Origin of the sequence: Micromonospora sp. S-DT3-3-22 (assembly GCF_015354745.1) — a bacterium.
Classification (GTDB): Bacteria; Actinomycetota; Actinomycetes; order Mycobacteriales; family Micromonosporaceae; genus Micromonospora; species Micromonospora wenchangensis.
This window is the reverse complement of record NZ_JACGMO010000087.1, coordinates 20,406-32,521: the sequence shown is the minus strand read 5'-3', so window position 1 is coordinate 32,521 and position 12,116 is coordinate 20,406. Positions and strand designations below refer to the sequence as shown.

At 73.3% G+C, this 12,116-nt stretch carries 12 protein-coding genes; 8 read left to right on the top strand and 4 right to left on the bottom strand.

The features are described from left to right. Both H1A17_RS23125 and cysN read left to right on the top strand, forming a co-directional pair. A partial coding sequence (locus H1A17_RS23125; protein WP_194822877.1) for a phosphoadenosine phosphosulfate reductase family protein occupies positions 1-346 on the top strand: 346 nt, incomplete at its 5' end. Next, positions 346-1,641, top strand: coding sequence for a sulfate adenylyltransferase subunit CysN (gene cysN, locus H1A17_RS23120; protein ID WP_145917828.1), 1,296 nt, complete (start codon positions 346-348; stop codon positions 1,639-1,641). The genes H1A17_RS23125 and cysN, both read left to right, overlap by 1 nt. Before the next feature lie 314 nt (positions 1,642-1,955). Here cysN and galK read toward each other — a convergent pair whose 3' ends face one another. Then, the gene (gene galK, locus H1A17_RS23115) at positions 1,956-3,122 is read right to left on the bottom strand and encodes a galactokinase (protein ID WP_145917829.1); all 1,167 of its coding nucleotides are present in this window, start codon (positions 3,120-3,122) and stop codon (positions 1,956-1,958) included. After that, positions 3,119-4,048: a UDP-glucose 4-epimerase GalE gene (gene galE, locus H1A17_RS23110; RefSeq protein WP_255542126.1), complete on the bottom strand. Its 930-nt coding sequence runs from the start codon at positions 4,046-4,048 to the stop codon at positions 3,119-3,121. Before galE ends, galK begins: the two co-directional genes overlap by 4 nt. 227 nt (positions 4,049-4,275) lie before the next feature. On the opposite strand from galE, the gene H1A17_RS23105 reads away from it, so the two are divergent. The 6 genes from H1A17_RS23105 to H1A17_RS23080 all read left to right on the top strand — a co-directional run bounded on the left by H1A17_RS23105 (position 4,276) and on the right by H1A17_RS23080 (position 8,997). Next, the gene (locus H1A17_RS23105) at positions 4,276-5,337 is read left to right on the top strand and encodes a hemolysin family protein (protein WP_145917831.1); all 1,062 of its coding nucleotides are present in this window, start codon (positions 4,276-4,278) and stop codon (positions 5,335-5,337) included. 33 nt (positions 5,338-5,370) lie between these two features. Further along, positions 5,371-6,396 (top strand): tryptophan--tRNA ligase, encoded by a 1,026-nt coding sequence (gene trpS, locus H1A17_RS23100; RefSeq protein WP_145917832.1) that lies wholly within the window; start codon positions 5,371-5,373, stop codon positions 6,394-6,396. A 32-nt stretch (positions 6,397-6,428) separates the two neighbouring features. Next, positions 6,429-6,998, top strand: coding sequence for a 2'-5' RNA ligase family protein (locus H1A17_RS23095; RefSeq protein ID WP_145922561.1), 570 nt, complete (start codon positions 6,429-6,431; stop codon positions 6,996-6,998). Between the two features lie 164 nt (positions 6,999-7,162). Then, the gene (locus H1A17_RS23090) at positions 7,163-8,074 is read left to right on the top strand and encodes a YhjD/YihY/BrkB family envelope integrity protein (RefSeq protein WP_145922562.1); all 912 of its coding nucleotides are present in this window, start codon (positions 7,163-7,165) and stop codon (positions 8,072-8,074) included. Beyond that, positions 8,074-8,442 (top strand): GntR family transcriptional regulator, encoded by a 369-nt coding sequence (locus H1A17_RS23085; protein WP_145917833.1) that lies wholly within the window; start codon positions 8,074-8,076, stop codon positions 8,440-8,442. The genes H1A17_RS23090 and H1A17_RS23085 overlap by 1 nt, the downstream gene beginning before the upstream one ends. A 117-nt stretch (positions 8,443-8,559) precedes the next feature. Further along, the gene (locus H1A17_RS23080) at positions 8,560-8,997 is read left to right on the top strand and encodes a hypothetical protein (protein ID WP_194822875.1); all 438 of its coding nucleotides are present in this window, start codon (positions 8,560-8,562) and stop codon (positions 8,995-8,997) included. A 165-nt stretch (positions 8,998-9,162) separates the two neighbouring features. Here the strand turns inward: H1A17_RS23080 and H1A17_RS23075 are convergent, their stop codons facing one another. Together H1A17_RS23075 and H1A17_RS23070 are read right to left on the bottom strand one after the other, a co-directional pair. Beyond that, positions 9,163-10,797, bottom strand: coding sequence for a glycoside hydrolase family 13 protein (locus tag H1A17_RS23075; RefSeq protein WP_145917835.1), 1,635 nt, complete (start codon positions 10,795-10,797; stop codon positions 9,163-9,165). Between the two features lie 222 nt (positions 10,798-11,019). Then, on the bottom strand, positions 11,020-12,084 hold the full coding sequence (locus H1A17_RS23070) for a LacI family DNA-binding transcriptional regulator (protein ID WP_145917836.1): 1,065 nt from the start codon (positions 12,082-12,084) through the stop codon (positions 11,020-11,022). Between the last annotated feature and the right edge of the window lie 32 nt (positions 12,085-12,116).

Below are 12,116 nucleotides of genomic sequence, written 5' to 3'. Positions count from 1 at the left end.
CTGGACCGAGTTGGACATCTGGCACTACATCGCCCGGGAGCGGGTGCCGTTGCCGTCGATCTACTACGCGCACGACCGTGAGGTGGTCGAACGCGACGGCATGCTCTACGCCGTCAACGAGTTCTTCCGGCCCCGGGCGGGTGAGCAGCGGTTCAAGGCCCGGGTGCGGTACCGGACGGTGGGCGACGCGTCGTGCACGGCGGCGGTGCGTTCGGACGCCGACACGGTGGAGAAGGTGATCGACGAGGTGGCCGCGACGCGGATCACCGAGCGGGGGGCGACCCGGGGCGACGACCGGGTCAGCGAGGCCGCCATGGAGGACCGCAAGCGGGAGGGCTACTTCTGATGAGCGCCGAGACGGTGTCACCCGAGGTCGAGGCCCGACCGATGGATCTGCTGCGGTTCGCGACCGCCGGCAGTGTGGACGACGGGAAGTCGACCCTGATCGGTCGGTTGCTGTACGACACGAAGTCGTTGTTCACCGACCAGTTGGCGGCGGTGGAGGCGGTCAGCGCGGCCCGGGGTGACGAGTACACCAACCTGGCGTTGCTCACCGACGGTCTGCGGGCCGAGCGGGAGCAGGGCATCACCATCGACGTGGCGTACCGGTACTTCGCCACCCCCCGGCGCAAGTTCATCATCGCCGACACCCCGGGGCACACCCAGTACACCCGCAACATGGTGACGGGCGCGTCCACCGCCGATCTGGCGTTGATCCTGGTGGACGCGCGCAAGGGGCTGGTGGAGCAGTCCCGGCGGCACGCGTTCCTGTGTTCGCTGCTGCGGGTGCCGCACCTGGTGCTCTGCGTCAACAAGATGGACCTGGTCGACTTCTCCCAGGAGGTCTTCGAACGCATCGCCGACGAGTTCACCTCCTTCGCGGCGAAACTCGACGCGCCGGACCTGACCGTCGTGCCGATCTCGGCGTTGCGTGGCGACAACATCGTCACCCGGTCGGAGAACATGCCGTGGTACGAGGGGCCGTCGCTGCTGCACCACCTGGAACACGTGCACATCGCCTCGGACCGCAACCTGGTCGACGTGCGGTTCCCGGTGCAGTACGTGATCCGCCCCCAGTCGACCACCGTCACCGACTACCGGGGCTACGCCGGGCAGGTCGCCTCCGGCGTGCTCAAGCCCGGCGACGAGGTGATGGTCCTGCCGTCCGGGTTCACCAGCCGGATCGCCGCCATCGACACCGCCGACGGCCCGGTCGACGAGGCGTTCCCCCCGATGTCGGTCACCGTCCGCCTCGACGACGAGATCGACATCTCGCGCGGCGACATGATCTGCCGGCCGAACAACGCCCCGGCTGTCTCGCAGGACATCGAGGCGATGGTCTGCTGGATGGACGAGACCCGCCCGCTCCAGGTCGGCGGCAAGTACACCATCAAGCACACCACGCGTTCGGCGCGGACGATCGTGCGCGGCCTGTACTACCGCCTCGACGTCAACACCCTGCACCGCGACGAGACCGCCAGCGAGCTACGCCTCAACGAGATCGGCCGGGTCCGGCTGCGCACCACCGTCCCGCTGCTGGCCGACGAGTACCGCCGTAACCGCACCACGGGCGGCTTCATCATCATCGACGAGTCCACGAACCGCACCGTGGCCGCCGGCATGATCGTCGACACCGCCTGACCCACCCCGATCCCTCCCTCCCGGCGCTTGCGCCGCGCCCCGGCCCCGCCGGCTCTCGGTGATCAAGAGGTTTGCGTCAGTTTCCGCCCGGCGGATGACGCAAACCTCTTGATCACCGCGCCCCAGCGCGCCAACTCGCCCGGCCGCCCGGCTGTGGCTCGGTGATCAAGAGGTTTGGGGCAGATTTCGCTGGCGGGTTGACGTGAACCTCTTGATCACCGGGGCGAGACCGGGCGGGGACGGGGCGGGGCCGGGCGGGCCGGGGCAAGGCGCGGGGCCGGGCGGGCCGGGGCAAGGCGCGGGGCAGGGGTAGGTCAGGGGAGGCGGGCGGTGCCGGGGGCGGGGAGGGCGGTGAGGGTGTCGGGGGCGGCGAAGCCGCGTTCGGCGTAGGCGGCCCGGACGGCTGCCGCCACCGGTTCCGCAGCCGCCGCCTCGACCAGGGCGAGGACGCAGCCGCCGAAGCCGCCGCCGGTCATCCGGGCGCCGAGCGCGCCGGCCGCGAGCGCCGCCTCGACGGCGGTGTCGACCTCGGGGACGGTGATCGCGAAGTCGTCCCGCATGGAGGCGTGCGAGGCGGTCAGCAGCGGCCCGATCTCGGCGACCCGGCCGGCACGCAGCAGGGCGACGGTGTCGAGCACCCGCTGGTTCTCGGTGACCACGTGCCGGACCCGGCGTCGGGTCTCGTCGTCGGGCAGCCGCGCCAGGGCGGCGTCGAGGTCGGCGACCGGCACGTCGCGCAGGGCGGGCACGCCGAGCAGGTCGGCGGCCCGTTCGCAGGCGGCGCGGCGGGAGGCGTACTCGCCGTCGGCGTGCCGGTGCGGCGCGCGACTGTCGATCACCAGGATGGCCAGGCCGGCGGCGTCGAGATCGAACGGGACGTGCTCGACGGACTCGTCCCGGCAGTCGAGGAACAGGGCGTGGCCGGCGCGGCAGCGGATCACCGCCGACTGGTCCATGATGCCGGTCGGTGCGCCGACGTAGCCGTTCTCGGCGCGTTGGGCCAGCCGGGGCCGGCGCTCGGCGGGCAGGTCCAGCCCGCCCAGGTCGGCCAGGGCGGCGAGCACCGCCGCCTCCAGGGCCGCCGAGGAGGAGAGCCCGGAGCCGAGCGGCACGTCCGAGGCGATGGCCAGCCGCGCGCCGGGGACGGCGTGCCCGGCCTCGCGCAGGGCCCAGACCACCCCGGCGACGTAGCCGCCCCAGCCGGTGACCCGGCCGGGGGAGTCGGCCTCGGCGGCCCCGAAGTCGACCGGCCGGTCGGCGATCTCCGAGCGGACCGTCCAGCGTTCGCCGGGCTGCGGGTCGGCGGCGACCACGGTACGCAGTGGCAGGGCGAAGGGGAGCACGAACCCGTCGTTGTAGTCGGTGTGCTCGCCGATCAGGTTGACCCGTCCGGGTGCCGCCCAGCGTCCGGCGGGCGTCGCGTCGTACCCGGAGGAGAAGCCGGCGGTGGCGCGGTCGGCGACGTCGGGCCGGCCCGTCACGACTGCTCCAGCACGTGCGCGCGGTAGAACGCCCAGGCGTCGCCGACCATGTCGGTGAGGGTGGGTTTCTCGGGCACCCAGCCCAGTTCCTGCCGGGCCAGCGCCGAGGAGGCGACGAGTTCGGCCGGGTCGCCCTCGCGGCGGGGGGCGGTCTCGACCGGCACCGGCTGGCCGGTGACCTCGCGGACCACGTCGACGACCTGCCGGTTGGTGAAGCCGCTGCCGTTGCCGAGGTTGTAGATGCGGTGCCGGCCGGGCACGGCGGCGGTGAGCGCCAGCAGGTGGGCGCGGGCCAGGTCCTCCACGTGGATGTAGTCGCGGACGCAGGTGCCGTCGACGGTGGGGTAGTCGTCGCCGAAGAGTTGGAGTTTCTCCCGGCGGCCGGCGGCGACGTCGAGGGCGATGGGGATGAGGTGCGTCTCCGGGTCGTGCCGTTCGCCGATGGCGAGGCCGTCGCGCAGGTACGCCCCGGCGACGTTGAAGTAGCGCAGCGACACGGCGGCGAGGTCGTGTGCGGTCGCCTCGGAGGTGAGCACCAGGTCGACGGCGAGCTTGGTGGCGCCGTACGTGTTGGTGGGGGCCTTGACGGCGGTCTCCGGGATGGGCAGCTCGACCGGGTTGCCGTAGACGGCGGCGGTGGAGGAGAAGACCAGGCGCGGCACCCGGGCGGCCCGGACGGCGTCGATCAGCGCGATCGAGCTGACCGTGTTGGCGTGCCAGTACCGCTCGGGGTGGACCATCGACTCGCCGGCGGCGATCAGCGCGGCGAGGTGCAGCACCCCGTCGAAGCCGGCGTCGGGGGTGAGCACCCGGGCGGCCTCGTGCACGGGCAGGTCGACGTGGGTGGCGTCGGGGGCCAGTGCCGCCCGGTGCCCGGTGCGCAGGTCGTCCAGGACGGTCACCCGGTGGCCGGCGTCGAGCAGCATCCGGGTCACCACGCTGCCGATGTAGCCGGCACCGCCGGTGACGAGCAGTTTCACGTCGGTCCTCCTGCCTGGCCGCGCCCGCTGCGGCCGTTCGTGATCACCCTACGGCCGGGTGCTGTCGCCGCGCTGTGCGTCGGGGGTCACCCTCATTCCATCATGAACCTTCATGATTGAACAGATCCGCACATTGCCCACCGGCCGGGTCCGCCGGCCCTACCATCACTTCCATGCGGGAAGCGGGTGGTCCCGGGCCCCGGAGACGCGCGCCGGGGCGGAGCCGACGCGTACCCGGGCCGGTGGCCCGCAGCGTCGCGCGGCTGGTCGTCCGGGCCGCCGACGGCGCCACCCGGCTCGTCACCGACCTGCTCGGGGCCAGCCCCACCGCCGGTCGGGAACGGATCAGCGAGCACGAGCTGCGTGACCTGGTCGCCGCGAACACCGTCCTCGACCCGGACGAACGGCGGATCATCGACGAGGTGCTGGTCGCCGGGGCCAGCCTGGTGCGCGAGGTGATGATGCCCCGCACCGAGGTGGTCTTCCTCGCCGCCGGGCTGACCCTCGCCGAGGCCGAGCGCCTGGTCCGGATCGACCCGCACACCCGGTACCCGGTGGTCGACGGCACCCACGACGACGTGGTCGGCTTCGTCCACCTGCGCGACGTGCTGCTCCGCCCCGACCTGGACCCGGCCACCACGGTGGGCCGGCTGAGCCGCGAGGTGAAGCGGCTGCCCGGCAGCAAGCGGGTGCTCGCCGCGCTGACCGAGATGCGCCGCGAGGGCCACCACCTCGCCGTGGTGGTCGACGAGTACGGCGGCACCGCCGGCATCGTGACCTGCGAGGACCTGATCGAGGAACTGGTCGGGGAGATCCACGACGAGTACGCGGGCCCGCCCGAACCGGCGTCGGCCGGCCTGCCCGCCGTGGTCGACGGTCGGCTCAACCTGGCCGATTTCGCCGAGCGGACCGGGGTGCCGCTGCCCGCCGGCCCGTACGAGACGGTCGGCGGGTACGTGATGGCGGCGCTCGGCCGGCTCCCGGTGGCCGGCGACGAGGTCCCGGTCACCTCGGGAGACGATCCGTCCCCGGCCGACGGGTGGCTGTTGCGGGTGCTCGCCCTCGACGGGCGTCGGGTGTCCCGGGTCGCGGTCTCCGCCGCCCGCCTGCCGGAGCCGCGCCGGGGGTCCGCCGCTGCCGCCGCACCGGTCGACGTCGCGGCGGCGCGGGTGCCGGTACGCGAGGTCACCGCCCCGGCGGAACCGGCGGCGAGTCGACCCGCCGGCCCGTCATGACGGACGCCTGGGGTTGCTGACAGAATTGCCGGCATGTCCGACGCTCCCGCCCGCCCCCGCGTCTTCTCCGGCATCCAGCCGACGGCCGACTCGTTCCACCTCGGCAACTACCTGGGCGCGGTGCGGCACTGGGTGGCGTTGCAGGACACCCACGAGGCGTTCTACTGCGTGGTCGACCTGCACGCGATCACCGCCGGGCACGATCCGGCGGTGCTGCGGCAGCGCACCCGGGTGGCCGCCGCGCAGCTCCTCGCGGTCGGCATCGACCCGGAGCGCAGCGCCCTGTTCGTCCAGTCGCAGGTGCCCGAGCACGCGCAGTTGGCGTGGGTGCTGGGTTGCCTCACCGGTTTCGGTGAGGCGAGCCGGATGACCCAGTTCAAGGACAAGTCGCAGAAGCAGGGCAGCGAACGCTCCAGCGTCGGCCTGTTCACGTACCCGATCCTCCAGGCCGCCGACATCCTGCTCTACCAGGCCGACGCGGTGCCGGTCGGCGAGGACCAGCGGCAGCACCTGGAGCTCTCCCGGGATCTGGCCCAGCGGTTCAACTCGCTGTTCGGGCCGACCTTCACGGTGCCCGCCCCGCACATCGTGAAGGACACTGCCAAGATCACCGACCTCCAGGAGCCGACGGCGAAGATGTCGAAGTCGTCGTCCTCCCCGGCCGGCATCATCGACCTGCTGGAGGACCCGGCCCGCTCGGCCAAGAAGATCCGCTCGGCGGTCACCGACACCGGCCGGGAGATCGTCTTCGACACCGAGACCAAGCCCGGGGTGTCCAACCTGCTCACCATCCACTCCGCCCTGTCCGGCCGGAGCATCGACGACCTGGTGGCCGCGTACGCGGGCCGGGGCTACGGCGATCTCAAGAAGGAGCTGGGCGAGGTGGTCCGCGAGTTCGTCACCCCGATCCAGGAGCGCACCCGGGCCTACCTCGACGACCCCGCGCAGCTCGACAAGCTGCTCGCCGTCGGGGTGGAGAAGGCCCGCGCGGTCACCGTGCCGACGCTGCGCACAGCGTACGAGCGGGTCGGGTTCCTGGCGTCGGCCCCCGTGGCGTAACGGTGGGCGGGTCGGCGGTACGGGTCGAGACGATGGCCGGAGGGGTGGCGCGGAGCGTGGATCGCAGCGACGGGATACCGGTGGCCGGCGACACCATCCAGATCGGGATCGCGGTGGACATCCCGGAGCCGTGGGGTGGGCTGCTCACCCGACGCCGGATGCAGACGGGTGACCCGCAGGTCGTCCCGGCGCACGTGACCCTGCTCGGCCCGACCGAGATCCCCCTGGCCGCCCTGGAGTCGGTCGAGGCGCACCTGGCCGAGGTGGCCACCGCCCACCTGCCGTTCACCCTGCACCTGCGGGGCACCGGCACGTTCCGGCCGGTGACCCAGGTGGTCTTCGTCGCGGTCGCGGCCGGGATCAGCGAGTGCGAGCTGCTCGCCGCCGCCATCAGCGCCGCCCCGCACCTGCACCGGGAGCTGCGCTTCCCGTACCACCCGCACGTCACCGTGGCGCAGGACGTCGCCCCGGAGGCGCTGGACCGGGCGTACGAGGATCTCGCCGACTTCTCGGCGATGTTCGAGGTGGAGGGCTTCACCCTCTTCTCGCACAGCGGTGAGACCCGGTGGCAGCCGCGCCGGGACTTCCGGCTCGGCGGCTGACCCGTCCGGTGGCCGGCCGGAGGGGCCCCCGGTGCGGCGCCCCGCCCGCCGGTGGCACGCTGGTGGCCGGCACCCGCTCCCGCCGACCGCCGGTTGGCCGGCACCGGTGACGACAGATCGGTGAGGATGACGTGGTGGACGCGTGGGGCCGGTGGACGGCCGGCATGGACCGCCGGTTCACCGTGGCCCGGCACCGGTGGCCCCGGCTCGACCACCTCTGGCGGGCGGTCGACCTCTACGGCGAGGTGCTGGGCGGCCGGTTGGCCGCCGCCATCGCCTACTACGGGTTCTTCGCCGTGTTCGCCCTCGCGCTGGTCGCCTACTCGGTCTTCGGGGCGATCCTGGAGGACAACGACGAGGTCTCCGAGGCGGTGGCGGAGTTCCTGCGGGACAACCTGCCCTTCCTCGACCCGCAGCAGATCGCCGAGAGCAGCAACGCGGTAGGCGTGGTGGGCCTGGTCATCCTGGTCTTCACCGGGATCGGCTGGGTGGAGGCGATCCGGTCGTCGCAGCGGCTGATGTACGGCTTCAACCAGCAGCCGGGCAACCTGGTGGTCCGCCGGCTGGTGGACCTGGGTGTGCTGCTGCTGGTCTTCGTCATGCTGGGCATCTCGGTGGCGGCGGTGGACGCGTTGGAGTCGGTGCTGCGGTTCCTGCTGCGGGCCACCGGTTCGGTGGGGCTGACCACCATCAGCGCGGTGCTCAGCGTGCTGGTCAACGCGGTGCTGGCGACGGCGCTGCTGGTGGCGGTGCCCCGGCTGCGGATGAGCCGACGCCGGCTGCGGCCGGTGGTGCTGCTGGTCGCGGTCGGGATCACCCTGCTCAACACGGTCGGCCGGTTCTACATCGTGCGGACCGAGCGGAACCCGGCGTACGCGGTGGTGGCCGGCGCGGTGGCCGTGCTGCTCTACCTCTACCTGCTCAACCAGTTGGTGCTCTTCGGCGCGGCGCTGGCCGCCACCAGCCGGCACGGCCGGGTGGTCGACCTGTCGGAGGGGGCGGTGATGCGGCAGGTCAACGTCGAGGCCGACGTCGACACCGAAAGCGATCCGGGTACGCCGGGAGGGGCGGGCTGATGCCGGTCGAGATCGATCCGGGTTCCCCGGTGCCCCCGTACGAGCAGGTGCGGGCGCAGCTCGCCGCGATGATCGGCGACGGCCGGCTGGCGGTCGGCACCCGGCTGGCCCCGGTCCGGCAGTTCGCCGTCGAGTTGGGGTTGGCGGTGAACACGGTGGCCCGCGCCTACCGGGAGTTGGAGTCGGCCGGGCTGGTGCAGACCCGGGGCCGGCATGGCAGCTTCGTCGCCCCGGGGCGGGACGACGCGGCCGACCGGTTGCAGCGGGCGGCGGCCCGCTACGCGGAGGAGGCGACCCGGCTGGGCGTGCCGCCGGACCGGGCGTTGGCCCTGGTCCGCGCCGCCCTGGGCGGGTCACCCCCGGCCTGATCCCCGCACCCGCTTCCGGCCCGGTCCGTGCCGTTCCCTGGACACCGACAGTCGTCGGAAAAGATGAATGGGGCAAATGCCGCCCGGTGGGCGGGCCGGGGCGACCATGATGAGCCGGTGGGCGCACTCGTGACGCTGGACCTGCCGGACGACTCGCCGCTGCTCACCCTGCCCTGGATCATCACGTTCGGCCCGCTCGCCGATCCGGCCGAGTGGGAACCCGTGGTCTGTGGGCCGTACGAGCGACCGCACGCGCTGGCCCTGGCCGAGGCGGTAGTGGCCGACGAACAGTTCATGGCGGTGGTCGAGCCGTTGGTGCCGGCGCTGTCGCCCGGGGAGATCCGCCAGGAGATCGCCGCGTCGCAGCTCGCCGCCGCCGACGAGGAGGCCCGGATCGAGGCGGCCGACCTCTACGGGGACTTCGACGACGTCCTCGACGAGCAGGAGGACGAGGCGGTCGCCGGGGTGGACCGGCCGCAGCCGCCGCCGGTACCGACCGAGGCGCAGGTGCGGGCGGGTTTCGGGCGGATCGCGGGGCTGCTGCGCGGGCGCTGACCGGTCGGGCGACGCGGGTACGCGGTGGTGCACCGGCACCCCGGGAAGCCGGACTCCCCGGGGTTGCCGGTGCCACCTTCACCCCCCACCACAAGGGGTCGGCAGCCCAGCCGCCCGTCGGCGCGGGGCACAACGGACGACCAGGTCAAAGGCGGGTTACCCGGCTCAGCGCCGTTCGAACCACGCGGCTGCGTCCACCGGCAGGACGTGTCCGGCGTCCTGCTCGGTGAGGTCGGCGCTGGCCACCAGGGGGCGGCCGTACCCGTCGATCCGGACCGGGGCGCCGCTGAGGTTGACCACGCAGGTCAGCGCGGCGTCGTCGGCGTCCCGGCGGAATGCCAGCACCCCGGGCCCGGTCTCCTGCCAGATCACCGGACCGGCGGTGGCCGACAGCGCCGGGTGGGTGCGCCGGACCCGCAGCGCGGCCCGGTACAGCTCCAGCGTCGAGCCGGGCGTCCCGGCCTGGGCAGCCACCGAGAGGGCCCGCCAGGTGGCCGGGGCCGGCAGCCAGCTCAGCTCGCTGCTCTCCGGCCCGAAGCCGTACGGGGGCAGCTCGCCGCCCCACGGGATCGGCACCCGGCAGCCGTCGCGGCTCTCCCCGGTACGCAGGAACGCCGGGTCCTGCCGCAGCGCGTCGGGCAGGTCCAGCACCTCCGGCAGGCCCAGTTCCTCGCCCTGGTAGAGGTAGGTGGAGCCGGGCAGGGCCAGCATCAGCAGGGCGGCGGCCCGGGCCCGGCGCAGGCCGACCTCGCCGTCGCCGTACCGGGTGACGTGCCGCTGCCGGTCGTGGTTGGACAGCACCCAGGTGGTCGGCGCGCCGACGATCGTCGACTCGGCCAGCGCGGTGTCGATGACCTTGCGGAACGAGTCGGCCGACCAGGTGGCGTCGAGGAAGTCGAAGCTGAACGCCTGGTGCAGCTCGTCCGGGCCGATGTAGCGGGCGAGCCGCTGCGGGGTCTCCGCCCACGCCTCGGCGACCGCCATCCGGCCGCCGGGGTAGCTGTCCAGGATGGGCCGCCAGGCGCGGTAGATGTCGTGCACCTCGTCCTGGTCGAAGTAGGGCAGCCGGCCCTTGCCGAGCAGCTCCGACTGACGCCGGCCGGTGGTCATCGAGTTGAAGCCGACGTCCGGCAGCCCCTCGGCCTTGATCATCCCGTGGGCCACGTCGATGCGGAACCCGTCGACGCCCCGGTCGAGCCAGAACCGCAGCACGTCGGTGAACTCGGCGCGTACCTGCGGGTGCCGCCAGTTCAGGTCGGGCTGGGCCGGGTCGAACAGGTGCAGGTACCACTGGCCGTCCGGCAGCCGGGTCCAGGCGGGGCCGCCGAAGATGCTCTCCCAGTCGTTGGGGGGCTGCTCCCCGTCGACGCCCCGGCCGTCGGCGAACAGGTAGCGCTCCCGCTCGGGGGAGCCGGGGCCGGCGGCGAGGGCGGCGGTGAACCAGGGGTGCGCGCTGGAGGTGTGGTTGGGCACCAGGTCCACGATGATCCGCAGGCCCAGCGCGTGCGCGTCGGTGATCATGGCGTCGAAGTCGGCGAGGTCGCCGAAGAGCGGATCGACGTCGCGGTAGTCGGCCACGTCGTAGCCGGCGTCGATCTGCGGCGAGGTGTAGAACGGGGTCAGCCAGAGCGCGTCCACCCCGAGGTCGCGCAGGTAGGGCAGCCGCTGCCGGATGCCCCCGAGGTCGCCGACGCCGTCGCCGTCGGAGTCGGCGAAGCTGCGGACGTACACCTGGTAGACGACCGCGGCGCGCCACCAGTCGTCGTCGGAGGCCAGCGGCGTGGGGTCGGTGGCGGTCATGGGCGGAGATCCCCGTTCTGTGGCGGGACGGCGGTGCCCGCGCGGCGGTGGGTGACGGACGCGGGTGTGGAGAGAATGCCGGCCAAATGCTGCAAGAGTCAAGCATGGCTTGCGCAAGAAATGACGCCCGTCACCGACGGCCAGGGCGGGCCGTTCGTGGGCGCGTCCCATCCACCGGGAGGCGGACCCGGTCGAGGGGGGGGCTCGGGAGGTGGCGGGGGCTCAGGCGGGGACGGCGAGGGCGGGCGGGGCCGGACGCTGCCGGCCGGTGCCCGCCTGCCGCACCACCGCGGTCGAGCCGCGTACCACCAGCTCGGGGCGGAACAGGTACTCCGAGTGCGGGGCGGCGTGCCCGTTGATCTCGTCGACCAGGGCCCGGACCGCAGCCACCGCCATCGCGGCCACCGGCTGTCGCATGGTGGTCAGCGGCGGGTCGGTGAAGGCCATCAACGGCGAGTCGTCGTAGCCGACCACCGACAGGTCGCCCGGCACGGACAGGCCGCGCTGCCGGGCGGCCCGGACCGCGCCGAGCGCCATCAGGTCGGAGCCGCAGACGATCCCGGTGACCCCGCGTTCGATCAACCGGCCGGCGGCGGCCTCGCCGCCCTCGACGCCGAACAGCGACAGCTCGGCGAGCGCGTCCAGGTCGCCGCCGGTGGAGCCGAGCCGGGTCATCGCGGCCCGGAAGCCGGCGACCCGGCGCTGCACCGGCACGAACCGGTCCGGCCCGGTGATCAGGCCGATCTGCCGGTGCCCGAGCGCGACCAGGTGCGCCACCGCCAGCTCGGTGGCCTCCCGGTCGTCGCAGGAGACGAAGGGTGCGGCGATGCCCGGGGCGTACCCGTTGATCATGACAACCGGCAGCGGCCGGGCGATCAGCGCGCGGTACCGGTCGTGGTTGGCCGCCGTGTCGGCGTGCAGGCCGGAGACGAAGACGATGCCGGAGACCTGCCGGTCGAGCAGCATCTCCACGTACTCGTCCTCGGTGACCCCGCCCGGGGTCTGGGTGCACAGCACCGGGGTGAACCCGCTCTGCGCCAGCGTCGACTCGATCACCTGGGCGAACGCCGGGAAGATCGGGTTGTCCAGCTCCGGCACCACCAGCCCGACCAGGCCGGCGCTGCGCTTGCGCAGCCGGGCCGGACGCTCGTAGCCCAGCACGTCGAGGGCGGTCAGGACGGCCTGCCGGGTCTCGGGGGCCACGCCGGGGCGGTCGTTGAGCACCCGCGACACCGTGGCCTCGCTGACTTCGGCCTGTTGGGCGATGTCGGACAGTCGAGCGCGCATGGCCGCACTTTAGCCCACAGGCAAGTTCTTGC

Excerpts from the sequence above, each read along its gene's own strand:
- cysN (WP_145917828.1), top strand. The coding sequence starts at position 346 with ATGAGCGCCGAGACGGTGTCACCCGAGGTCGAGGCCCGACCGATGGAT.
- galE (WP_255542126.1), bottom strand. The coding sequence starts at position 4,048 with ATGCTGCTCGACGCCGGCCACCGGGTGACCGTCCTGGACGACCTGCGC.
- H1A17_RS23105 (WP_145917831.1), top strand. The coding sequence starts at position 4,276 with ATGCGGGAAGCGGGTGGTCCCGGGCCCCGGAGACGCGCGCCGGGGCGG.
- trpS (WP_145917832.1), top strand. The coding sequence starts at position 5,371 with ATGTCCGACGCTCCCGCCCGCCCCCGCGTCTTCTCCGGCATCCAGCCG.
- H1A17_RS23095 (WP_145922561.1), top strand. The coding sequence starts at position 6,429 with ATGGCCGGAGGGGTGGCGCGGAGCGTGGATCGCAGCGACGGGATACCG.
- H1A17_RS23090 (WP_145922562.1), top strand. The coding sequence starts at position 7,163 with ATGGACCGCCGGTTCACCGTGGCCCGGCACCGGTGGCCCCGGCTCGAC.
- H1A17_RS23085 (WP_145917833.1), top strand. The coding sequence starts at position 8,074 with ATGCCGGTCGAGATCGATCCGGGTTCCCCGGTGCCCCCGTACGAGCAG.
- H1A17_RS23075 (WP_145917835.1), bottom strand. The coding sequence starts at position 10,797 with ATGACCGCCACCGACCCCACGCCGCTGGCCTCCGACGACGACTGGTGG.
- H1A17_RS23070 (WP_145917836.1), bottom strand. The coding sequence starts at position 12,084 with ATGCGCGCTCGACTGTCCGACATCGCCCAACAGGCCGAAGTCAGCGAG.